Origin of the sequence: Pseudoalteromonas arctica A 37-1-2 (genome assembly GCF_000238395.3) — a bacterium.
In the GTDB taxonomy this organism is placed as follows: Bacteria; Pseudomonadota; Gammaproteobacteria; order Enterobacterales; family Alteromonadaceae; genus Pseudoalteromonas; species Pseudoalteromonas arctica.
Genome location: NZ_CP011026.1, coordinates 147857 through 170990, shown reverse-complemented (window position 1 = coordinate 170990; position 23134 = coordinate 147857). Strand labels below are relative to the sequence as shown.

Annotated in this window: 20 protein-coding genes and 1 pseudogene; 11 read left to right on the top strand and 10 right to left on the bottom strand. The window is 40.2% G+C overall.

Features of this window, described 5'->3' with window-relative positions:
- From ispG to der, 5 genes are all read left to right on the top strand, one after another.
- Positions 1-1119, top strand: coding sequence for a flavodoxin-dependent (E)-4-hydroxy-3-methylbut-2-enyl-diphosphate synthase (gene ispG, locus PARC_RS18215; protein WP_010554970.1), 1119 nt, complete (start codon positions 1-3; stop codon positions 1117-1119).
- Positions 1120-1257: 138 nt separating this feature from the next.
- Positions 1258-2538 (top strand): histidine--tRNA ligase, encoded by a 1281-nt coding sequence (gene hisS, locus PARC_RS18210; protein ID WP_007583429.1) that lies wholly within the window; start codon positions 1258-1260, stop codon positions 2536-2538.
- Between the two features lie 19 nt (positions 2539-2557).
- The gene (locus PARC_RS18205) at positions 2558-3178 is read left to right on the top strand and encodes a YfgM family protein (RefSeq protein WP_007583431.1); all 621 of its coding nucleotides are present in this window, start codon (positions 2558-2560) and stop codon (positions 3176-3178) included.
- A 10-nt stretch (positions 3179-3188) separates the two neighbouring features.
- Entirely contained in the window at positions 3189-4367 is a 1179-nt protein-coding gene (bamB, locus tag PARC_RS18200) for an outer membrane protein assembly factor BamB (protein WP_010554971.1), read from the top strand.
- Between the two features lie 74 nt (positions 4368-4441).
- Positions 4442-5908 carry a ribosome biogenesis GTPase Der gene (gene der, locus PARC_RS18195; protein WP_010554972.1) on the top strand — a complete coding sequence of 489 codons (1467 nt, stop codon included), beginning with the start codon at positions 4442-4444 and terminating at the stop codon, positions 5906-5908.
- 138 nt (positions 5909-6046) lie between these two features.
- Here der and PARC_RS18190 read toward each other — a convergent pair whose 3' ends face one another.
- The 4 genes and pseudogenes from PARC_RS18190 to PARC_RS18175 all read right to left on the bottom strand — a co-directional run bounded on the left by PARC_RS18190 (position 6047) and on the right by PARC_RS18175 (position 8781).
- Positions 6047-6805, bottom strand: coding sequence for a hypothetical protein (locus tag PARC_RS18190; RefSeq protein WP_010554973.1), 759 nt, complete (start codon positions 6803-6805; stop codon positions 6047-6049).
- On the bottom strand, positions 6792-7550 hold the full coding sequence (locus PARC_RS18185) for a hypothetical protein (protein ID WP_010554974.1): 759 nt from the start codon (positions 7548-7550) through the stop codon (positions 6792-6794). The genes PARC_RS18190 and PARC_RS18185 overlap by 14 nt, the downstream gene beginning before the upstream one ends.
- A 100-nt stretch (positions 7551-7650) precedes the next feature.
- Positions 7651-8153, bottom strand: a pseudogene (locus tag PARC_RS18180) (TFIIB-type zinc ribbon-containing protein).
- A 40-nt stretch (positions 8154-8193) separates the two neighbouring features.
- Positions 8194-8781 (bottom strand): DUF4202 domain-containing protein, encoded by a 588-nt coding sequence (locus PARC_RS18175; protein WP_010554976.1) that lies wholly within the window; start codon positions 8779-8781, stop codon positions 8194-8196.
- Positions 8782-9007: 226 nt separating this feature from the next.
- On the opposite strand from PARC_RS18175, the gene PARC_RS18170 reads away from it, so the two are divergent.
- The gene (locus tag PARC_RS18170; protein ID WP_010554977.1) at positions 9008-10735 is read left to right on the top strand and encodes a DUF885 domain-containing protein; all 1728 of its coding nucleotides are present in this window, start codon (positions 9008-9010) and stop codon (positions 10733-10735) included.
- A gap of 132 nt (positions 10736-10867) precedes the next feature.
- The gene (locus tag PARC_RS18165; protein ID WP_010554978.1) at positions 10868-12187 is read left to right on the top strand and encodes a DASH family cryptochrome; all 1320 of its coding nucleotides are present in this window, start codon (positions 10868-10870) and stop codon (positions 12185-12187) included.
- A 221-nt stretch (positions 12188-12408) separates the two neighbouring features.
- Here the strand turns inward: PARC_RS18165 and PARC_RS18160 are convergent, their stop codons facing one another.
- Complete coding sequence (locus PARC_RS18160) at positions 12409-13491, bottom strand: YeiH family protein (RefSeq protein WP_010554979.1); 1083 nt, start codon at positions 13489-13491, stop codon at positions 12409-12411.
- 121 nt (positions 13492-13612) lie between these two features.
- Here PARC_RS18160 and PARC_RS18155 point away from each other — a divergent pair, with 121 nt between their 5' ends.
- Entirely contained in the window at positions 13613-14491 is an 879-nt protein-coding gene (locus PARC_RS18155) for a LysR family transcriptional regulator (RefSeq protein WP_010554980.1), read from the top strand.
- A 65-nt stretch (positions 14492-14556) separates the two neighbouring features.
- Here the strand turns inward: PARC_RS18155 and PARC_RS18150 are convergent, their stop codons facing one another.
- The 4 genes from PARC_RS18150 to PARC_RS18135 all read right to left on the bottom strand — a co-directional run bounded on the left by PARC_RS18150 (position 14557) and on the right by PARC_RS18135 (position 18825).
- A complete protein-coding gene (locus tag PARC_RS18150) occupies positions 14557-14943 on the bottom strand; it encodes a hypothetical protein (RefSeq protein ID WP_010554981.1) in 387 nt (128 codons plus the stop codon).
- 215 nt (positions 14944-15158) lie between these two features.
- Positions 15159-15617 (bottom strand): thioredoxin family protein, encoded by a 459-nt coding sequence (locus PARC_RS18145; protein ID WP_010554982.1) that lies wholly within the window; start codon positions 15615-15617, stop codon positions 15159-15161.
- A gap of 95 nt (positions 15618-15712) precedes the next feature.
- Positions 15713-17680: a hypothetical protein gene (locus tag PARC_RS18140; protein WP_010554983.1), complete on the bottom strand. Its 1968-nt coding sequence runs from the start codon at positions 17678-17680 to the stop codon at positions 15713-15715.
- A 218-nt stretch (positions 17681-17898) separates the two neighbouring features.
- Complete coding sequence (locus tag PARC_RS18135; RefSeq protein WP_010554984.1) at positions 17899-18825, bottom strand: LysR family transcriptional regulator; 927 nt, start codon at positions 18823-18825, stop codon at positions 17899-17901.
- A 173-nt stretch (positions 18826-18998) separates the two neighbouring features.
- Here PARC_RS18135 and PARC_RS18130 point away from each other — a divergent pair, with 173 nt between their 5' ends.
- Both PARC_RS18130 and PARC_RS18125 read left to right on the top strand, forming a co-directional pair.
- Positions 18999-19676 carry a glutathione S-transferase family protein gene (locus tag PARC_RS18130; protein WP_010554985.1) on the top strand — a complete coding sequence of 226 codons (678 nt, stop codon included), beginning with the start codon at positions 18999-19001 and terminating at the stop codon, positions 19674-19676.
- A gap of 105 nt (positions 19677-19781) precedes the next feature.
- Positions 19782-20909, top strand: coding sequence for a zinc-binding dehydrogenase (locus PARC_RS18125; RefSeq protein ID WP_007583457.1), 1128 nt, complete (start codon positions 19782-19784; stop codon positions 20907-20909).
- A 360-nt stretch (positions 20910-21269) separates the two neighbouring features.
- On the opposite strand, the gene PARC_RS18120 is transcribed toward PARC_RS18125, so the two are convergent.
- A complete protein-coding gene (locus tag PARC_RS18120; protein ID WP_010554986.1) occupies positions 21270-21917 on the bottom strand; it encodes an Abi family protein in 648 nt (215 codons plus the stop codon).
- A 486-nt stretch (positions 21918-22403) separates the two neighbouring features.
- Here PARC_RS18120 and PARC_RS18115 point away from each other — a divergent pair, with 486 nt between their 5' ends.
- A complete protein-coding gene (locus PARC_RS18115; RefSeq protein ID WP_010554987.1) occupies positions 22404-22889 on the top strand; it encodes a hypothetical protein in 486 nt (161 codons plus the stop codon).
- Positions 22890-23134: the final 245 nt, after the last annotated feature.

Sequence of the window (23134 nt, the reverse complement as noted above, 5' to 3'; positions counted from 1 at the left end):
ATGTTTTCAGAATCTCCAATTAAACGCAGAAAATCCACCCGAATCAATGTAGGTAACGTCCCTATTGGTGATGGTGCCCCTATTGCAGTGCAATCAATGACCAACACCGACACCATGGATGTTGATGCAACTGTTGCACAAATACAGGCAATACAAGATGCAGGTGCCGACATAGTCCGTGTATCAGTACCAACAATGGATGCAGCCGAAGCGTTTAAAAGTATAAAAGAGCAAGTAACGATTCCGCTAGTTGCAGATATTCATTTTGATTATCGTATTGCCTTAAAAGTAGCAAAATACGGTGTAGATTGCCTGCGTATAAACCCGGGTAATATAGGTAGTGAAGAGCGTATTAGAGCCGTAGTAGACTCAGCACGCGAGCACAACATTCCTATTCGTATTGGTGTAAATGGCGGTTCACTAGAGCGCGACTTACAAGAAAAATACGGCGAACCAACACCAGAAGCCTTATTAGAATCAGCAATGCGCCATGTAGATATCTTGCGCCGCCTTGATTTTGACCAATTTAAAATATCAGTAAAAGCGTCTGACGTATTTTTAGCTGTAGGTGCATATCGCTTACTCGCTAAAGAAATAGACCAACCACTACATTTAGGTATTACCGAAGCGGGCGGCATGCGCTCAGGCTCTGTTAAATCTGCAGTAGGTTTAGGTATGCTTCTTGCCGAAGGTATTGGCGATACCCTGCGTGTATCACTTGCTGCCGACCCGGTACAAGAAATTAAAGTCGGCTTTGATATCTTAAATTCATTGCGCATTCGTTCGCGTGGAATTAACTTTATTGCCTGCCCTAGCTGCTCACGCCAAGAGTTTGATGTAGTAAGCACCATGAACCAACTTGAAGAGCGCTTAGAGGATATTATCGAACCTATGTCAGTTTCGGTAATTGGTTGCGTTGTAAATGGACCAGGTGAAGCGCTTGTGAGTGATATAGGGCTTGCCGGTGCAAATCGTCGTTCTGGTTTGTATATAAATGGCGAACGCCAAAAAGCGCGCATTGATAACAACAACATTGTTGACCAGCTTGAAGGTTATGTACGCGACTTTATAGAGAAAAAGCAGAACCAAACACCGATTGACATAAAAATAGTCGAATAAATACCGTATAAAGCGCCAAACAGCGGTGTTTGGCGTTTACCTTTATAGCTAAAACGCTATAATGTCAGGTCAATTTTTAGCATTCTTGTTGTGTAAGCATTTTTCATTACACAAAAAAACAGCATTTAGGATTTATCAGTGGCAAAACAAATTCAGGCAGTTCGCGGTATGAACGATTGTCTGCCGGGCGATACACAAGTTTGGCAGAAAGTAGAAAACATTTTACGCGAGACAGTAGCATCGTTCGGTTATCAAGAAATTCGTTTTCCTATTGTAGAATCAACCGACTTATTTAAACGCTCTATTGGTGAAGTTACCGATATAGTAGAAAAAGAAATGTACACCTTTGCCGATCGCAATGGCGACTTATTAACACTCCGCCCAGAAGGCACCGCAGTATGCGTACGTGCTGGCAACCAAAATGGCTTACTATATAATCAAGAACAACGCCTTTGGTACATGGGTCCAATGTTTCGTCACGAGCGTCCGCAAAAAGGTCGTTACCGTCAGTTTCACCAATTTGGTTTAGAAACATTTGGTATTGCTACAGCAGATATAGACGCAGAAGTTATTTTATTAACAGCGCAACTATGGGAAGCCTTTGGTATTACTGACCACGTTCGTTTAGAGCTAAATTCTCTAGGATCTAACGAAGCGCGTGCAGATTACCGTGATGCGTTAGTAGCCTACCTTGAGCAACACATTGATGTGCTTGATGAAGACTCAAAACGTCGTATGTATTCAAACCCATTACGCGTACTTGATAGCAAAAATCCAGACGTACAAGCAATTTTAACTGATGCGCCTAAATTGTCTGAAAATTTAGATGCTGAATCAAAAGAACATTTTGCAAATTTATGTGAACGTTTAGACGCTGCTGGCGTCTCATATACGGTTAATGAAAAGTTAGTACGTGGTTTAGACTACTACAACCGCACTGTATTTGAATGGGTAACCGACAGTTTAGGTGCACAAGGCACTGTATGTGCTGGCGGACGTTACGATGGCTTAGTTGAACAACTTGGCGGCAAAGCAACGCCAGCAGTTGGTTTTGCAATGGGTCTAGAGCGCTTAGTATTATTACTACAAGCACTTGAGTGTGTAGGTGACATTCGTCGCAATGCTGATGTATATTTAGCAGCAATGGGCGACAAAGCAAGCATTCAAGCTCCTGCAATTGCAGCGCAACTACGTAAAGACGTACCGGGTTTACGCGTTATGGTGCATGCGGGCGGCGGCAACTTTAAAAAACAATTAAAACGTGCTGATAAAAGCGATGCACTTGTTGCAGTGATTATTGGTGAAGATGAATTAGAAAAAGGCGTTGTGACCATCAAGTATTTACGCGAGCGTAAAGAACAAGTCACATTAGAATTAGAACAAGCTAAAGCGCTTTTAGCTGAGCTTATTAACGGCTAAGCGAACATTAGAGGTAAGAATGGATATTTATTCAACAGAAGAACAACAAGCAGAAGCCATTAAACGCTTTTTCCGTGAAAACGGCATCTCACTTGCGCTAGGTATACTTGTTGGCCTAGGTGGCTTATATGGCTGGAAAGCATATAACCAAAACCAAATTACTACCGCTGAAAAAGCATCAGATTCATATACAGCGCTTGTTGAAAGCGACGATGTATTATCTTCAGCTGATGCGTTTATTAGCGAAAATAAAGACACAAACTACGCAACACTTGCTGCATTCGTTGCTGCAAAAGACGCAGTAGAAGCGAAAAAACTAGACGTAGCAAGCGAAAAGCTAAGCTGGGTTGTGTCTAATACGCCAAATACAGAATTAAAAGCAATTGCGATTACACGTTTAGCACGTGTTCAAATTGCGCAAACTAAATATGACGATGCATTAACAACATTAAATGCACCATTACCTGAAGCGTTCAATGCAAACGTGGCCGAGCTTAAAGGCGATATTTACACTGAGCAAGGTAATAAAGATCAAGCACGTACTGCATACCAAGCAGCAATAGATGCGGGTGGATTAACAAGTAACCCACTATTACAAATTAAGTTAGATGACCTAGCAGTAACTAGCCCAGCGGCATAAGGTTTTAGGCATGAAAAAATTTACAACAGCAGCCCTTGCCCTATGTATGGCAACATTGATGGGTTGTTCATCAAGTGATGATGAAGATGAACTAGTACTTCCTGAAATTGTAAACCAATTTGAAACTGACGTTGTTTGGCAAGAATCTGTAGGTGATGGCGTAGAGCATTATTTTTCTCGTTTAACACCCGCAGTTTACAAAGATACTGTGTATGTTGCTAGCCGCGAAGGCCAAGTAGAAGCGCTTTCGCTTGATAATGGCGATACAAAATGGGAAACCGATGTACGCCAAGATTTATCGTTTTGGCCTTGGGCTGACAACGGTAATGCAAAATTATCAGGTGGTATTTTGCAAGCCTATGGTAAAGTTTATATTGGTTCTGAACACGGCTTTGTTATTGCTCTTGATCGCGAAACTGGTGAAGAAGTTTGGCGTAAAAACGTACCAGGCGAATCTCTATCTAAACCAACAGCAGGCGATGGCTTAATATTTGTAAATTTAGGCTCTGGTAAATTGTTAGCCCTTCACCCAGATACAGGCGAAGAGCGTTGGAGCTTTGAACAAGAAGTTCCACCACTAACATTACGCGGACAAAGCTCACCAACCGTTGCTAACGGTGGTGTATTAGTAGGCCTTGAAACAGGCAAGCTAAGCGTATTAATTTCAGACAGTGGTTACTCAGCATGGAGCGCAGAAATTGCGGTTGCTAAAGGCGCATCAGAATTTGAACGCCTAGTTGACGTAGACACTCAACCACTTATTAGCGGTCCATACGCTTACGCTATAGCTTACAACGGCAACTTAGCCGCTGTAGATATTCGCTCTGGCAATGTTGTATGGAAACGCGAGTACAGCAGCTACCGCGAAATTGCGATGGATGCACAAACAATTTATTTAGTAGATAGCGATGGTGTTATTTACGCATTAGATAAAAATTCAGGTATTGAACGTTGGAGCCAACCCGCTCTACGCGGTTGGTACCTAACAGGCCCTGCAGTTGCAGGTAGTCACTTAGCTTTAGGCGACCAAGAAGGTAACCTACATTGGCTAAATAAAGAAACTGGCGAGCTAGTATCTCGTGAAGACTTTGACAGCTCGGGCTTTTTTGTTGAGCCAGTTGTTGCCGACGATAAGCTAATTTTATACACCCGTGATGGTGAAGTTAGTATGGTAAAAATACCAAACTAAGTTACTAATAGTCATATGGTTTTTTTAAGGCTTCGCACTGCGAAGCCTTTTGTTGTTTTTTAAAGAGGTAGTTTATGCTTCCCGTGATCGCTCTAGTTGGGCGACCCAATGTGGGCAAATCCACATTATTTAACCGTTTAACACGTACTCGTGATGCACTCGTAGCCGATTTTCCAGGTTTAACACGAGATAGAAAATATGGCCAAGCTAGTTACGATGGCTATGAATTTATCGTGGTAGACACGGGCGGTATTGATGGCTCAGAAGAAGGCATCGAAATCGAAATGGCAGATCAATCTCTGCTAGCCATTGAAGAAGCCGACATTGTTCTGTTTTTAGTAGATGCCCGTGTAGGTATGACCGTAGCTGACCAAGCAATTGCTAATCACTTACGCAAGCAAGATAAAAAGTGTTTTGTTGTTGCTAATAAAACCGATGGTATCGATGCAGATTCAAACTGTGCTGAATTTTACCAATTATCATTAGGTGAAATTCATCATATTGCTGCATCGCATGGCCGTGGTATTACGTTATTACTTGAGCAAACACTTCAGCCACTTATTGCTGAACTAGCGGCACAAGACGAAGACGTAACAGGCGATGACGAAGAGCTTATTAATCTTTACGAAGAAGATGAAGACAACGATACCGATCACCAGGCATTTGCAGACAAACCTGTAAAGCTTGCGATTATTGGTCGTCCTAACGTTGGTAAGTCAACGCTTACAAACCGTATACTGGGTGAAGATCGCGTAATTGTATACGACATGCCAGGTACAACACGTGACTCTATCTACATTCCGATGACTCGAAATGAAAAAGAGTATGTGTTAATTGACACCGCCGGTGTTCGTAAGCGTAAAAAAGTAAGCGACGTAGTTGAGAAATTTTCTGTCATTAAAACGCTTCAAGCAATCGAAGATTGTAACGTTGTGTTATTGATTGTTGATGCTCGCGATGGTATTTCAGATCAAGATTTAAGCTTATTAGGCTTTGCTCTTAACTCAGGTCGTTCATTGGTAATTGCAGTGAACAAATGGGATGGTTTAGACGATTACGTTAAAGATCGTATTAAATCAGAGCTCGATCGCCGTTTAGGCTTTATTGACTTTGCTCGCCTACACTTTATATCTGCACTACACGGTACAGGTGTTGGTCATTTATTCGAGTCTGTTGATGAAGCGTACGAGTCGGCAACTAAACGTATAAGTACAGCAATGCTGCGTCGAATTATGGACATGGCTCAAGCCGATCACCAGCCGCCACTTGTGCGTGGCCGTCGTGTTAAGCTCAAATATGCGCATGCCGGTGGTTATAACCCACCACGTATTGTTATTCACGGTAACCAAGTTAAAGATTTACCAGATAGTTATAAACGCTACCTGATGAACTATTACCGTAAAGCGCTTAAAATTATGGGCACCCCAATCAAAATTGAATTTAGAGAAGGTGAAAACCCATTTGCTGGTCGTGTTAATAAAGTAACACTGTCGCAAAAGCGTAAAATACGTGCATTTGCTAAAGAAAACCGTAATAAATAAATTCGTTAGAGTTAATTTACTACAAAAAACGGCGTACTTTTTAGTACGCCGTTTTTTATGATGTATACCAATTCGCTTAATTAGTAGCGACACGTTTAGCTCCGCAAAATGATTAAGTATTATTGCAGATAAGTACGCTTATAATCCTTCATACTCAGCCTTCCTTGGTTTTAAAATTTGCTTTCTACAGTCAACCATATCCCAACAATCCGTTTCAGGTACGCCGTAATACCAGACTCTAAAAATCGGTTGATACTTTTCAATCACCCGTTGTTGCATACGTTTTGAAAAATGAGGTAAGTAAATAGTTTTGATCGTCGTAATGTGTCTTGTGATCATATTTCCTAAATTAAAGCGCGCTTGGCGATACCGAATGTCTGCTTTTTTATATTCCCTGCTATCAGGTGTAAAGTTTTGCATGTTTTGTTTAGGACCAGTCGCCCAGCCAGCTACTTTATTCATTTGTTCAGCAAACGGCTTAACGGTAAACGTGATATGAATGGGGTCATCGGCATCGGTGGGCCCAAAGCCTCGCGTAAATACATTGTAGTGATAATTAGGATGAGTAACCTTAAAAAGAATTGTTGCATAGGCATTGGGTTGTAATAAATCCAAACGATCCCGTGGGAAGGTAATTGGCTTATTAGCATAGGCAGTTTTAAAGTATCTATAACCTGAGTCTATGCCACAACTACTATGACCACATGACTCTGTGTACACAGACTCTATCAAAAAAGGGAATTCTGGCACTGAGCCATCTTCTGTTTCAATCGTCACAATAATGGGCCCACGATAGCCATGCGCCTTATCAAATACCCTAGTGCAACTTGTTGTCAAAAAACACGCCAGTAGCACACAGTAAAATTGCAGTGCAGTTTTACGCTTATAATCCTTCATATTCAGCTTCCCTTGGTTTTAAAATTTGCTTTCTACAGTCAACCATATCCCAACAATCCGTTTCAGGTACGCCGTAATACCAGGCTCTAAAAATCGGTTGATATTTTTCAATAACCCGTTGTTGCATACGTTTTGAAAAATGAGGTAAGTAAAAAGTTTTGATCACCGTAATGTGCCTTTTAATCGTCTTTCCTAAATTAAAGCGCTCTTGCCAAAGCTGCATTTTTCCATTGAAATGCTCATTACTATCTGGTGCCGCGTTCTGCATCATCACTTTGCCTTGCTCGGCCCACCCAGCTACTTTATTCATTTGTTCAGTAAACGGCTTAACGGTAAACGTGACATGAATAGGGTCATCAGCATCGGTGGGCGCAAAGCCTCGCGGAAATCCGCGGTGGTGATAATTAGGATGAGTAACAGTAAACTCAATCGATGCATAGGCGTTGGGCTGTAATAAATCCAAACGCTCCCGTGGGAAGGTAATTGGCTCATTAGCATAGGCCGTTTTAAAATATTTATAACCAAAGTCAATACCACAACTACTATGACCACACGACTCTGAATAGGCCGACTTTATCAAAAAAGGAAATTCTGGCACTGAGCCATCCTCAGTTTCAATCGTCACAATAATGGGCCCACGATAACCATGTGCCTTATCAAATAGCGTAGTGCAACTTGTTGTCAAAAAACACGCCAGTAGCACACAGTAAAATTGCAGTGCAGTTTTACGCTTATAATCCTTCATACTCAGCTTCCCTTGGTTTTAAAATTTGTTCTTGGCAAGTCATGCTTTTATTAGCAGCACTTGCGAGCTTAAAATTAATGTAGCATTCAAGACTACTTTATTATTCAAAGTTAAGTAATGCTAATTGCACCAGCCGTTCAACTGTCGTGTCTGAACATTTTTAGGCGCTTTGGGGTAATACTTTGATTTTGGCGGCTTAATAGTTATAAACCCATGATTGGTTGCCATTTCATGTGCTAACAACTTACGCTCTCGGGGCGTTAGGTGGTTTTCGTGTATTTTTGCCAGCTCGCCACTATCAAGCCATATTCCTGCACAGCCTGGGCATTCATCTATTTCGACGGCCTTTACTGGCGAAAAATACCTGCGCATCATCACAATGCTTATGCACTTTGGACAATTAATTCGTAGCGATACATCGTATTCACTCTCGATATGATCACTTAAATGTTTAAGTAATACCTGACCATGCTTTAACTCTGGTGAGCTAAATTTAAAAATTTGGCTGTTATCAAAAAATACACCACCTTGCGTTGAAGTGTAAACAGTAATACCACCAATTAATAATGGCTCAAGAGAGGTATTTGTACGTGGGCATAACATTCTGAAAATCCTTTTTATTTTAATACCTAGCTACACTACTTTACTCAAGTGCTTTATGAATAAGCCCAACAAGCGGATCTGGTAATGTAATATTACCTGTAAGTACAAACTCATGCGCTTCATCTGACATTTTTTGCCATGTACGACGAATAATACCAATCCATTTTTCTTCATTGTAATCTGGCTTGCTATTAGCAAACCCAAGCATGTAGTGTTCAATAAACACCAAACTTGCTACATCTTCAACTATTTGGCTATCTGGATTGCGCTTAATATCTTTTTTAGCAACAGCGTTATAAACACGGTTTTGGTCCGTATCGTTAAACCCAGCCTGTTTCATTAATTCAACGGCTAGTGACGCATGAAAAATATAAAGTGCGCTACGCCATTGATGATAACCCTGCTTGTTCATTTCAAAGTCGCTACGTGGCGACTTCCAACGCTGAATATGCTGTGCACGCGCTGCAATTTGCATGAGTGCATCGGCATCAGGTTTAAAACGAGTTAGCATTTCGCTCATACGCTGTGAGTATAAATACTCTTTTGGAAAACTTTCTCCATTGTGCTGCTCAGTATTAGGGTCTTGGTTATTAGCTTCATCAATCAGCGCTATTACTTTATTAAACATGACGGTCTTTTACTGTAATTAGTTTTAATCATTCTAAACGCTGATAAAACAATAAACTAGTGGCCCACTCACTTCAGCGGTGAAATTTGTTCAATCAAAAAGTAAAACCAATAATACAGGTATAAAATTAAGCGCATTAATAAAGTTAACTTGTTATTATCTTAGAAACAAAAATGACACATGTGCGTAAACTAATAAAAATTAACGCGCTAAAAATGAGAATAATATGTTTAAAAAAACAATTTTAGCTATTTGCTTAGCTGTAGCATCACTGCCGAGCGCAGCCGATAGCAATGCAGATTTAAAAACCATTATTGATAACCATTGGCAAAATGCAAAAGCCGAAAAAATATTCTTTCGTACCGACCCTGATGGTTGGAAACCCAGTGGTACATTACCAAATTGGACCGAACAAGCCATTGCAAAGCGCCAAGCTTATAATAACAGTGTATTAAAAAGCTTAAGTAAAATAGATTCTAAAACGCTGAGCAGCTCGCAATTAATGAACTACCGTTTATTTAAATACGAGCGAGAAACAGAGCAGCAAAGTTACCTTTTTCAAGATAAGTATTTTCAGGTTAACTTTTTAAGTGGCTGGCATACCTACTTTGCCGAAGCACCGGCTAATATGGCATTTTTAACACCTGATGATTACAACGCATTTTTAGTAAGCCTTGCCGACTACCCTCGCTTTAATCAAGAAAACATTAACTTGATGAAGGAAGGAATTGAACTGGGGTATACGCACTACTGCAAAACATTTGAAAGTTACGGCCAGAGCATTAACGCTCATATAGTTAAGCAACCTGAAAACAGTGCCTTATACGAGCCCTTTACACGTATACCAAATACGTTTACAGCAGAGCAAAAGGCCACATACCAAAACAAAGCAAAAACCTTAATTAGCTCAAAAGTAGTCCCGGCTTATCAGCACTTTTACGACTTTTTTGAAAACGATTACATGCCTAACTGTAGAGCAGAGCCGAGTATTTCAAGCGTTAAAGGCGGGCTTGAGTATTACAAATATGCAGTTAATTACTACACCACAACCAATGCCACACCAAAGAAAATTCATGAGCTTGGCTTAAAAGAAGTGGCGCGTATAAAAACGCAAATGCAAAACATCATTGATAAAGTAGGTTTTGATGGCACGTATGCTGAGTTTTTAGAATTTTTAGCGACCGACGAGCAATTTTACGCAACAGACGCGCAAGACTTACTTGAAAAAACAGCTTTTATTACGCAAAAAATGTATGGCAAGTTACCAACCTACTTTAATCATTTACCGCGTAACACCTTTACAATAAAAGGCTCAGCGAGTCGCGGCGCGTTTTATATGCCACCTGCTGATAACCGTTCCCCTGGCACTTACTTTTTAGCCTCAACACCTAATCTACAGCCTTTGTATAATTTAGAAGCACTTAGCTTACATGAAGCAATACCAGGGCACCATTTACAAAACGCTATTGCAATGGAGTTAGATGTACCTCAGTTTAGACGCACACTTAGCCACTCAGCATTTGGCGAAGGTTGGGCACTTTACACCGAACGTTTAGGTAAAGAAGCCGGCTTTTATCAAGACCCATACAGCGACTTTGGTCGTTTAGGTTACGAAATGTGGCGTGCCGTGAGACTCGTTGTTGATACCGGTATTCATGCATTTGGCTGGAGCCGCCAAAAGGCAATTGACTACTTGGCAGATCACACTGCTTTGCCACAAAGTGCGGTGGAGGATCAAATAGATCGTTATATATCATGGCCAGGCCAAGCGCTCTCTTACAAAATGGGCGAAATAAAAATACGCGAACTGCGTGCAAAAGCCGAAAAAGAACTCGGGGCTAAGTTTGATATTCGCAGCTTTCACGATACAGTTATTGGACAAGGCTCGCTCCCTATGTCGGTACTTGAAGATGTAATAAACGATTGGATTGCAGAGCAAAAATCAGCGAGTTAAAACAATACTTTTACAAACTAAGGGGCGGTAAGTTTACCGCCCCCTTTTTAAAACTCTATTAAACACCTCAAAACTAATCCCTACCCGCTTTTGCTTCGTAAACTTAATGATTACAAAAACCAGAGCAAACCTATGAGCAAACGTATTTTATATTGGCTACAAAACGATTTACGAATAGACGACAACCCTATTTTAAGCGAACTTGCTACTGAGCAATGTGCGCTCGATATTGTATTTGTAATAAACACACACTGGTTTAAAAATAATAACTACCAACAAAAGCCATATGGCGTGCACAAACAACAGTTTTTAATGCAAAGCTTATTTGAGCTGCAACAAGAGCTTATTGAGCGCGGGCAAACACTGCACGTACTTGAGGGCGAACCTGTTAGTGTTTTAAAGCAGCGCATAGCTGAGCAACACATTGATGAAGTAGTGTGCAGTGAACATGTTGGAACCTATGAGCAGCGCCAACTCGCGCGACTAAAAGCACATTGCCCACATGTCATATTTAAAACAACTCAACAAGACACTTTATTTCAACAAAGCGACCTCCCTTTTGATTTAGACGAGCTGCCTAAAAGCTTTACCCCATTTAGAAAAAAGGTAGAGGCGATGAACATACCTATAACAACCTCAACTCTGCCTAAAGGTTTACTTCCCCAGCCTATAACATTATGTGCTGCAAACCCAATTGAGCTTAATGAGCATACTAATTATAACAACGCAGTAATGAATGGCGGGCTTAAAAGTGCGCAAACACATTTAAAGCAATACTTTTCAGACTTGCTACCAAGTACTTATAAAATAACTCGAAACGAGTTTGATGGCTTTAATAACACCACAAAATTTAGTACCTGGCTTGCTTTTGGCTGTGTAAGTGCGCGGCAAGTTTATAAAGCCGTTGAGGCGTACGAACATAACCAAATAACAAACGAGTCTACCTACTGGATTAAGTTTGAGCTGCTGTGGCGAGAATATTTTAAATGGCATGCACTTAAGGCAGGTAAAAGCCTGTTTAGCTTTAAAGGCCAAAAGCAAACAAAACCCCTTACTACATTTATGCCAAACCGCTTTGCTGCCTGGTGTAATGGCTCAACACCCTACCCATTAGTCAATGCCATTATGAACGAGCTTAATGCGACCGGTTATATATCAAATAGAGCAAGGCAAATTGCCGCAAGCTGCTTAGTTAACGAACTTGGTCTTGATTGGCGCTATGGCGCAGCTTATTTTGAACAACAATTGATTGATTACGATGTAGCCGCTAACTGGGGTAATTGGCAATATATAGCAGGTGTAGGCGTAGATCCGCGTGGTGGTAGGCACTTTAATATTGAAAAACAAACGTTACAGTTTGACCCGCACGCTGTTTACACTAATAAATGGCAAGGCAATAAAAATACCAGCACACAGCTCGATAACGTAAACGAAGTTGATTGGCCAATTTAAGCCGCCAATCTAGTTAACCTGAGTTCTGGATAATAAATCTATCTCAAGCAGCTATTTTTAGTGCTAACTGCGTTGAATTTACTTGCAATAGGCCAGCTATTGACGCGTAAAGTCGCCTTGTTTTCACCAAAAATTTCTAGCTAGAGAAATAGGCTTAAATATCGTTATATTTATAGCGTTTTTAAATCTCTTAACCAGAATTCAGGTTATTCATCCACAATTTAAAACAGCTCAGCAATGCCTATATTAATAACGTAACCGCCCAATGTTAAAAACAAAAATAAACACAGCGCCAGTAACAGCGGTTTAATACCCGCTTGGCGAATTGCCCCAACATGTGTGCGTAAACCTAAAGCCACCATCGCAATGGTTAGTAATATATTATCAAACCAAACAACTGCGCTTGTAGCCACTTGAGGAATAATAGAGAGTGAATGCACACCACTTGCCACAATAAATAACACCGCAAACCAAGGGATGCTAATACCTGATTTATTATCCTCATTACTTATAGTATTACCTGCCTTTGCTCTTTTTTTACTTTGCCAAAACGACAAAGCGACTAAAAATGGCGCAAGCATCATCACGCGTAGCATTTTTTCTATAACGGCGGTATCAGCAGCATTGGCGCTTACGGCTGTACCCGCCGCAACAACTTGCGCTACCTCGTGAATAGTTGAGCCAACAAAAATACCATATGCGTGCTCACTCAGCCCCATATACTCAAACATGATTGGGTAGGCAAACATACTCAACGTACCAAACACCACCACCGTTGCCACAGCTACCGATACTTTATGCGCCTGCGCTTTTATTACAGGCTCGGTTGCCATTACAGCTGCTGCGCCACAAATAGAGCTACCTGCACCAATTAATATTACCGTTTGCTCATCAAGCTTAAATACTCGTTTGCCAAGCTGTATTGCTAAGATAAACGTACCACTGAGCATAACAATGTCGGTTAGCAATCCACTCCAGCCAACGTCTGCTACCTGTGCAAAGGTAATTCTAAAACCAAATAAAATAATACCCGCTTTGAGTAAAATACTTTTAGCGTAATCAACACCTATATCGGTTCGCGTAGCAATACGCGAAAAAACACTGTTGCCTACAATAATGCCAAGCACTATACCGATAGTTAAAGAGCTAAACTGGGCACTTTGCATTACCGGCAACTTACTCAGCGCAACAGCAACACCCGCTAAAACAATAACCAATAGCATTCCTAGCCACCAACGTGAGTTGGTATACTGCTTAGTATTAATACTAAAAAGCTGTGGCATATCTTTAATTGCACTAAGCATAGTCATCCCTTAATAAAGTCATCGTAATTAATTGACTTCATTTTAAGAAAGCGCAAAATATAACTCCAATACATTAAAATCATGATTCGATAACTTAAGGTTATGTGATTTGAGAGGCATAATGAACTTGCATGCACTTCGGGTGTTTTATACGGTTGCTAAATTAGGCAGTTTTTCAGCAGCAGCTGAGGCGCTTTTTATAAGCCAACCAGCTGTGTCTAAAGCTTTAAAAGAGCTTGAGTATCAGCTAAATATACAACTTATTGAGCGTGCATCTAAGGGTAAAAAACTCACCTTAAGTGAAGGCGGACAAGCACTTTTTGAACATGCTCGTAGTATTTTTGCCATAGAAAAAGCCGCCATTGAAGATATTAAATCACGCACAGGGCTTAAGCGCGGCACACTCGTTATAGGCACCAGTACAACCATTGCCAGCTATTGGCTACCGCCCTATTTAGCCAATTTTTGCGCACAATACCCCCATATAAAAGTAGAAGTACAAGTTGCTAATACCGCGCAAATTGAGCACGCCCTACTTGAATGCACTATAGATTTAGCACTGGTTGAAGGCACACCAACCGAGCCGCATATTATAAGTAAGCACTGGCAAAACGATTTAATGAGTGTAGTTATACCCAGTAACTTTAAGCCCACGAAAGACTTAAAAGCATGGTTAAACAAACAGTTTTGGCTACTGCGCGAACCAGGCTCGGGCACTTTAGAGGTCTCGGTTAAATTACTACAGCAACATGGCATTACAGCAAAAAATAGTATGCAACTCGGAAGTAACGAAGCAATAGCAAGGGCGGTAGCACAAGGAATGGGCGTTGCTTTATTGCCTAATGTAGTCACTGAGGATTTAGTACAGTTAGGTAAATTAACACGGCTAAAACAGCCAAATAACATCGAGTTATCAAGACCATTATATCAACTGCATTATAAAGACAGACCCTCTTCACATGCCGCACAAGCATTCGAAAAAAGCCTATTTAGTGAATAATGTTTGATCTGAGCTGTAAGCCGAGTAAGAAAACGGTTGTGTAACATTAATCGCTTGTTGTGGTGTTACCTTAATTTATTATATATAAGCCAACTAGTTAAACCCATTGAAAGTACTAATAAATGAAGAACCAATGTTGCACGATTAAATTCACTAAAAAGACTAAGTAAAAAAACTGGAAGTATACTTAAGATTAAAACTACAGGTAATTTAAATAAATTTAACTTTTGGAGTAATAAGCTGATAGGTAATCCGTAAATGAACATTAAAGGATAGAAATAAAATAAACTTCCCATCCCTATTGATACACCAAAACCAACATCTGAAATTAATGAACTCACAGAAGTATAGTTTTCTATGCCCGCATAAAAATAACAAAAACCAAGGATTGGTAACGCAATTAAAGGACTAAGAATCGCAGCAATCAAATTTTTACGTAGATCCTTAGGCATATTAAGAAACACCATAACGAGCTTGTAGATTAATTAGTTTTTTATTTGTTTTAATTGATATGCAAACCATAGCTGAATTCCTATTTTGGCTCAGCCAAAGGGGGAAAATTTTGGCCTTACACATTAAAGTATCAGGAGACTACTCATAGCAGCCCAACAGCTAACTTATAAACCTATTTGCTAAATCGTTAACCCCAAATACGAACAAGCTCTATTTACAAACCCTGTGTTAAATCTTGTGCCAATGTACCCGTTGGCTTTTCAATTACGCGTACTAACTCTTTACCATCGTCTTTTACTATAAACGTAGGTGTGTATTGTAAATCGTTAGCTTCTGCAATGCCTGCATCGTCTTGCTTGTTGTAACCTACGGCCACATATTCAATGCTTGCAAGTGTAACTTTCGATGCATCAATTAACTTAATGAGTTTTGGTACTTCGCGCTCACTGTCGTGGCACCACGTTCCAAATAATACAATTAGCTCTTTGCCTTCTAGCTTTTGCATTAGGGCAATGTCTTGTGCTGTTGGCGTAAACGCTTTGTATTGTTCGTTAAACTTGTCGTAGTCGCTTAGCAGTACATCAGTGGTAATTCCGCCCGAAAACGGTGCATCAGCAGCGCAGCTTACAAGCGGCATGCTTAAAGCGCACAGTAAAATTAATTGTTTAAACATAAGGTTGCTCTTAATTTAGGTATTAATTTAGGTATTAATTTAGGTATTAAACGACTATACCCAATATTGAGTGTGGAGTGAATAACTCTCAGGCGTTACTTTTTATCCATAAAAAAGTTAACTTGCGATAAGTTAGTTAAATATTCTCGCCTTACGTCTTTATTCTCAGCGAGCTTATCTAAGTCACCAATTAAGGTAACTAACTTATTATGAGAATGGCTGCTTGTTTTTTTAAACTCGTCTTGTTTTTCGTCGCTCTCAACACGCTCTTTTTTGTTCATGTTGTAGCTGTTTTCGTTTTCTTCAAGCCAAATATCGTCAATTAAGCGAATGTCACTTTTGCTAATGGTTTGCTCTTGCATCGCCATTTGCAGCTCGTATTGATTAGTTTGCGGATTAAACTCAAACATTTTTGTATCAACATCAACCTCGTGAGACTGATCGAGCCCCACAAGCTCTTTATTTTTAACCGCTGTACCTACGTTATAGCTTTCTTCTTTGTCGTAATAATCAGGGCGACTGTATTGATAATCAAAGTGGCTGCTTACATTTTTACTTTGCGTTACACCGCTAAGCTCCCCTAATTGGGCTTGTTCAGTCGCTTGGCTTAGCTCAATTGTACTTTTAGGTTGATAATCGCCGTTATCCAGCGCATAAGAAAATGTAGCATCAAAATCAGCGAGCTTAGAAATCCCCGCACCCAATGTATTTGGCGCTTTATTACCTAGCCCTTGGTAACGGACATCGTTTGTAATCGTGTTATCAACCAAATCGGCAACCATGGCGCGCCCGTCATTAAAGTGCTGATCTGCAAGCGACTCCAAATTGCTATAACGCTCAGCCGCTGATGACATACTTGTAAATGCGCCTTTAAACAATGCAAAGCCTTGCTGCATTGCCTCATCGCCACTTTTACCAAATGCCGATGTTTTGTCATCCTCAGTACTGTTTACTCGGCTATCTTCTAGGCTTTGATCGAGCGACGCTAAATACTGCTGCATTTGCTGCGTGTCTTTAGCGCCAATGGTTGACATATCGAGTGCAAAATCAATGTCGTTTTGCCCACCTACTGCTTTAAACACAAGTGCTTGCTGGTTTAATGCTTCATCAATGGAGTAACTTAAATCAAGCGTATTCTGGGCAGTATCAAGCGCATCATTTTGCGTTGTTGAAAACGACACATTAAAACCGGCTAACTGCTCACTATTAAAGCCCGCTAAAAAATCTAAGCTCATGCCTGTTTGATTTGGGACTATAAGAGGATTGAATGAATTTTCATTCACTTTAAAAAACTCATCGGCCATTTCACCAACACCCGCCATAACCTGCGTTAAAGCCGCATGTTCAGCCTCAGATAGATCGCCATTTACTTCGTAACTTAAGCTAAAGCCATCTATCGCTTCACCTGTTTTTTCATCGTACCCTTGCGATGAGTTAAAGGTAATGTTTATAACATCACCTTCTTTAGTTTTTACCGAGAGCTCAAACAGGTAGTTATCGTCATCCTCGTATTTTGCGCGATTAAGGCTTTCCATATAAGGATTAAGCGAGCGCTCAACACGTTGCTGGCTTGAGGCTAAAAACGTTTTTTGCTCATGCCCAAGCTGACCTAAACTCGATAAAATATCGCTGGTATTAGCATAAGCACCCTGAATATTTTTAACTGATGTATTTAATCGCTCAATTAATTGGGTGCTGTTTTCGTTTTTTAATAACCCCTCATGCTGAGAGCTTATTACGGTGCGCAGGGCGAGTTCTTCATCGGAGAGTTTATAGTTAAGCGTGCTCGGCGTGCTTGAAATTGTAAATAACGAGGTAAGTTGCTGCTGTAAAACGTCCTCTACTTTTTGATTACTGACTAGTGCTTCGTCAATAGTTTCGTTATTTAGCTGGCTTAATAACTCATCGGATATTTTGGGGGCGTTAGTTTGTAAATCATTAATAGCTTGAAGGTCGCTACCGGTTAGTAGCGAAGGACTCACAGAGGTTTGGTTAGCGTTATTAACTGATTGAGCAAGTAAAGTGCTTAAATTAGACTGGCTGCCAAGTGCATTATTAACCATGATTATCCTTAATCGCTAAACCCTATTAAGTAATTTATCGGTCGCAGCATTAAAAGCTTTAGCTTAAGGAGACGTTTTTTACCTATTATTTATACAAAAAACCCATTAATAAATTAAATGAGTATAAATTTAAATCGAATAACCGTAGGTCGGATAAGCACAGCGCCATCCGACAATTCACCACTTTATTTATCTACTACACACCTAACTATTAAGGGCTATTCTGCTCGCTTACCACTTTCATTTGTTTCTTTTATTCTTTTTACTAAAAAGTCGACCGCCGCTTTTACCTTTGGTACTAAATAACGCTGCTTTTGATACAACAAATAAACCGCCATAGTCGCATTTTGGCTTATCGCTAATTCATGCTCAAACTTAAGCTCTTGCAACTGGCCAGACTCAAGGTATGAGTCGAGCGCCCATCGAGTTGACATTAAAATGCCCTCGCCATTACACGCTTTTTTAGCCAGCCACGATCCGTTATTTGAAATAGCGACCGCAGGCCCAGAAACGTCGTGCCATTGCTCATCCACTTTACATAACCAAGGCGTTGGCCCCGCTGGCGTTTTAAAATAAAGGCCACTGTGGCCCTTTAATTCCATAACATTAGTAGGTACACCGTATTTTTGTAAATAACTCGGTGACGCGACAGGAATAAAGCCGTTATCCATTAGTTTTATTGCCAACACACGCTCATTTGGCGCATAACCACCGCGAATCGCAATATCAACATCGTCACGCCCGAGTGTCGACAGCTCATCACTTAAGCTAACATCTAATATAATTTCGGGGTATAGCGCGCTAAATTCATCAAGCAGAGGCAGTAATATTTTGTCACCAAAACTCACCATTGAGCTTATACATAATCGCCCCATGGGTGTTGTTTGATAACTGCGTACAGTTTCGTGGCTTTGCTCTAGCTGATTTAATATTTGCTGAACATCGTTATAGTAAATTTGCCCAACTTCGGTCAATTTAACTATGCGGGTCGAACGCTTTAAAAGCGTCGCCCCTAGGCTTTTTTCTAAATCAGCAACTCGCCGCGACAACGACGAGGGCGGCACATCAAAAGCTTTGGCAGCTTTGGTAAAACTGCCCGTTTCAACCACCTTAATAAAATACCGTATGGCTTTTAGTTGATCCAAGTCGCCTCTCCATTAAATAAAATGCTTATTGTCTTAAAGACAAAAGTGATTCGCATTTTCCCCTATATATAAGCAAATTAAAACAAGTAATAATGTACTCAACCTAAAGACAGGGACTTAAATTGCATTTTTTGGCAATGAGTATCTTCACGTTAATGATGGAAAGCTGACTTATGATTACTTTGCACGGTTTTGCTGCTAGCAACTATTACAACCTAGTTAAACATGTACTTTTACACAAACAACTGCCATTTAAAGAACACCTTGTTTACGGCGGTAGTGAAGAGTTACTAGCAATCAGCCCTGCAGGCAAAGTGCCTGCAATCACAACAGCTAACGGCCTTAATATTTCTGAGTCGAGTGTTATTTGCGACTTTATAGAAGAGTCGTACCCACAAACCCCGCTATATCCTAAAGATGCAGGTGAGCGCGCAGTTGTACGTCAAATTATGAAAATGGCAGAGCTTTATTTTGAACTGCCAAGCAGACGCTTCATCCCTTATGTATTTTCAGGCGCTGAAGTACCTGAAACAACTAAAGCCGAAGTACGCCAAGTATTAACGCGTGGCGTAACCGCTTTGAGTAGCGTGTGTAAGTTTTCACCTTGGATTGCAGGCGAGCAATTTACAATGGCAGACATTTACGTTTATTACGTAAACACCATAGTTAGCGCCTTTGGTTCAAGCCAGCTTGATTGGGATGTACTTGCACAAGTACCCGGCATGAAAGAGTGGAACGAATCAATGAGCCAATTAGCCATTGCCCAAAGCATAGAGGCCGATCGGCAATCAAATATGGCTGAATTTATGCAAAAAGTGAAAGCGCAAATTCAAGCAGCAAACGCTAAATAACGCGTAGTTCTAAAAGTATCTATTCTAATTTTTAATTACTAACACAGATCGCCAATACAATAATGTTATTGGCTTAACAAATTTAATTCTTTGCAGGAGACACCTATGACAGATAAAAATATCCAACTTACTTCAACTATCAGCGAAGACAATAAACTTACACTTGCCTTAAAAAACATCGAGATGCCAAAGCCAAATGCCGATGAAGTAGTTATTCGCATTGAAGCTGCACCATTAAATCCATCAGACTTAGGCGTTTTATTCAGCGCAGCTGATATGTCTACGGCAAAACAATCGGGGACTGATGAAGACCCGGTAATTACTGCCGATGTTCCAGCTCAATTTATGCCATCACTTAAAACCCGTGTTGGAAAAGCAACGCCCGTAGGTAATGAAGGCGCAGGCACCGTAGTAGCAGCAGGCTCATCACCAGCCGCACAAGCATTAATGGGTAAAACCGTTGCAGTAATTGGCGGCGGTACGTATCGTCAATTTATTTGTGCCAATGTACAAAGTTGCCTAGAGCTAAAAGAAGGGACTACCGCTAAAGAAGGTGCATCATCTTTTGTTAACCCACTTACCGCACTAGCAATGGTAGAAACCATGCGCGCTGAAGGCCATAAAGCTATTATTCACGCCGCAGCGGCTTCTAACCTTGGCCAAATGCTAAACCGTATTTGTATTGCCGATGGCGTTGATTTAATTAATATTGTTCGCAAACCAGAACAAGAAAAATTACTGCGCGATATGGGTGCAAAATATATTGTTAACTCAAGCAGCGACACTTTTCTTGCTGACCTAACAGCTGCAATAATTGAGACAGGTGCAACTATAGCGTTTGACCCTATTGGTGGCGGCCAACTAACAAGTGACATTCTTAACTGTATGGAAGTTGCAGCTGCGCGCGATATGAAAGAGCACACAATTTATGGCTCTGATACATTTAAACAAGTGTATATTTATGGTGCACTAGACCGCGGCCCTATTACACTAAACCGTAACTTTGGCTTTGCTTGGGCTGTAAACGGGTTCTTGTTATTTAATGCCTTAGGTAAATTAGGCACAGATACAGTAATGAAAATGCGCAAACGCGTTGCTGATGAAATCACCACTACATTTGCGAGCAACTACACGCACGAAGTGTCATTAGCTGAGGTATTACATTTACAATCAATCGCGGCTTATTCTAAACAAGCAACAGGCGAGAAGTACTTAATTAAACCTCAAGCTTAATTAAATATTCTTTGTTAAAAATTAAAAAGCAGATGCTAATTAGGTATCTGCTTTTTATTTGGTCGTTGTAAAAGCTAGCTCGGAGTATTCACTTTAGCGAATCAATTACATTCGTGGATTTCTAGCATTTATCTAGACAGCTTTCAACTAAGATTGTACTTTCCGCTCGCTACAAATAGTCAAGTGTGTGAGCTAACCCACTGTATCCACTCAGTCTTCAAAACTATGAGAGAAAACATATTAATGAGCCTATGTACTTTGTTTTGGTGAAAGATCTTTGGGCATAGATGGAGTTATGACTCTTTCTCATTTTTTGGACTCAGTTTTCCCTCTTATGTACCAAATAAATTTTTAATACTTTCATATAACAGGGTTCAAAAGTAAGTTATTAACCTTTTCTATTTCATCCAACCATATTTTTGTTTCTTTACACCGCATTGCCACAGTAGTTTCAATTAAAGGATAAATATCAAGTAACTTATTGTGGTTGAAAATAGGCTCATGGTGAGCGATTCGATTTCTTATTTTTCTTATTACAAAGCAAGCTTCTTTTAATAGCGTTCTAATTTGCGCCGCAGTTAGGTTATCAGCGTTTGGAAATGCAGTCTGAATATGAACGTTCCAAATACGCCCATCATGCCTCCGCGTTAGCATTTCTTCCCACCAAGATAACTTTAACTCTGGTAACACCTTGCCTAACCCTTGGTAATTATTGCTAACAATGCTTAATAGCTCTCTTTTATTTTTATAAGCCAGTGAGTTTTGAAATACCGTATTAATAGGCCAATCAGTACCATACCTTTTTGCAATAGCTTCACTAATAGCATTACGTAATACCACTTCATATATATGTAAAGGAAATAAAAAATCAGATGATAAATTTGCATTCCATTCATATAGCGAGAGAGCTTTCATACCGCAATCAACACCAGTACTCGCAATGACAGCATTTCTGTATGTTGTAAATCGACTAATTGATATGGTCTTCTCAATTGCTTTGTATCGCATTAACTTTCCATCTTATAAGTTTTTCTTTATCTTTGGTTGATCATAATACCTTTTCTGGTAATATGATCATTGAGAGCTTTGGATATCCCTGCTTATGCAGCCCACCAAAGACAAAAGATAAAGAATAAACCCATGCTTAGGCGTGGGTTTTTTCGTTCTGATGCCAGTTGCTTGAGTTTAAATTATTTTTTACTGTGGGATAAAGTGTTTGCACTAGATTACACTAAAATAAAATTTACATTATATTTTTTATCGCAGTACTGGTTAGTGGCTTTATCTAGTCAATACTCACTCGCCTGACTTTGCTATACGTGACTATCTACTCCAAATGTGTCACAAACGGTTTTCATCTTAGAAATGTAATAGTCCGCTTTGATCAAACCACTCAATAATTGTACTAATTAATGCAATTAGTCATAAATCTGTAACCTTGATCCGCGATAATCTCTATCCGATAAATGAATAGACTCAAGAAGACTAAGTAAGATGAGTACACCCTTAGTGCAACTAACATTTGCACTGCAATCATTTGATGATTCTATGTCTGCGGCGATGAGCCATGCTATGGAATATGAAAAGCTATCGCTAAAAGCCAATGCTGCGCATAACATTACGCTGCAGTGTGTGTTGCCTGATGGCGCAAATGAGAGCGATGTTATTTCACTAAGTGCAACGCAGCCCAGTGCACGTGGGGCGCAGTATTTTACTGAAAAAACGCTGAGCAATGCGGACCTTGAATCTGGTACTGTAAATCTAACTTTAAGTAACATTACACAAAGCCAGTGTTTTGTAGTGCAAATGATGCTGCACGGAAAAAACACAACTTTAAAAGAAAGCCAACAACTCGATGTGTACATTAAAGCATTTGAGCAAGGCTATATCCCTGAGCAAATAAAAACTGAACATACCAAGTCACAGGGCGTTCGTAGCTACTTTGCAAGTATGGGCTCTACGTTTTTATCGCTGTTTTAGTGCTGGTTGCACTTAAATTACGCGACGCTACTTATAAGTTATTAGGGCGTGTTGAACTTTGGTGGGTAAATTTACAGCAGTATGTTTGGTTTTTAGGCAAGGCAGAGCCTATGTAGTGTGGTTACTCCCCATAAATAGGCGATAACGCAGCATAAATACCAAACATGCACTGCCCTTTGGGTTCTTTCTAGGGACGATTAACTCTTTGTTGCTCGGTTTTTACTTAGCCCACTAGGTTACAAACC

Bases quoted from the DNA above. Each gene is read 5' to 3' on its own strand.
- ispG (WP_010554970.1), top strand. From the start codon at position 1: ATGTTTTCAGAATCTCCAATTAAACGCAGAAAATCCACCCGAATCAAT.
- PARC_RS18205 (WP_007583431.1), top strand. From the start codon at position 2,558: ATGGATATTTATTCAACAGAAGAACAACAAGCAGAAGCCATTAAACGC.
- bamB (WP_010554971.1), top strand. From the start codon at position 3,189: ATGAAAAAATTTACAACAGCAGCCCTTGCCCTATGTATGGCAACATTG.
- der (WP_010554972.1), top strand. From the start codon at position 4,442: ATGCTTCCCGTGATCGCTCTAGTTGGGCGACCCAATGTGGGCAAATCC.
- PARC_RS18190 (WP_010554973.1), bottom strand. From the start codon at position 6,805: ATGAAGGATTATAAGCGTAAAACTGCACTGCAATTTTACTGTGTGCTA.
- PARC_RS18185 (WP_010554974.1), bottom strand. From the start codon at position 7,550: ATGAAGGATTATAAGCGTAAAACTGCACTGCAATTTTACTGTGTGCTA.
- PARC_RS18175 (WP_010554976.1), bottom strand. From the start codon at position 8,781: ATGTTTAATAAAGTAATAGCGCTGATTGATGAAGCTAATAACCAAGAC.
- PARC_RS18170 (WP_010554977.1), top strand. From the start codon at position 9,008: ATGTTTAAAAAAACAATTTTAGCTATTTGCTTAGCTGTAGCATCACTG.
- PARC_RS18165 (WP_010554978.1), top strand. From the start codon at position 10,868: ATGAGCAAACGTATTTTATATTGGCTACAAAACGATTTACGAATAGAC.
- PARC_RS18160 (WP_010554979.1), bottom strand. From the start codon at position 13,491: ATGCTTAGTGCAATTAAAGATATGCCACAGCTTTTTAGTATTAATACT.
- PARC_RS18155 (WP_010554980.1), top strand. From the start codon at position 13,613: ATGAACTTGCATGCACTTCGGGTGTTTTATACGGTTGCTAAATTAGGC.
- PARC_RS18150 (WP_010554981.1), bottom strand. From the start codon at position 14,943: ATGCCTAAGGATCTACGTAAAAATTTGATTGCTGCGATTCTTAGTCCT.
- PARC_RS18145 (WP_010554982.1), bottom strand. From the start codon at position 15,617: ATGTTTAAACAATTAATTTTACTGTGCGCTTTAAGCATGCCGCTTGTA.
- PARC_RS18140 (WP_010554983.1), bottom strand. From the start codon at position 17,680: ATGGTTAATAATGCACTTGGCAGCCAGTCTAATTTAAGCACTTTACTT.
- PARC_RS18130 (WP_010554985.1), top strand. From the start codon at position 18,999: ATGATTACTTTGCACGGTTTTGCTGCTAGCAACTATTACAACCTAGTT.
- PARC_RS18125 (WP_007583457.1), top strand. From the start codon at position 19,782: ATGACAGATAAAAATATCCAACTTACTTCAACTATCAGCGAAGACAAT.
- PARC_RS18120 (WP_010554986.1), bottom strand. From the start codon at position 21,917: ATGCGATACAAAGCAATTGAGAAGACCATATCAATTAGTCGATTTACA.
- PARC_RS18115 (WP_010554987.1), top strand. From the start codon at position 22,404: ATGAGTACACCCTTAGTGCAACTAACATTTGCACTGCAATCATTTGAT.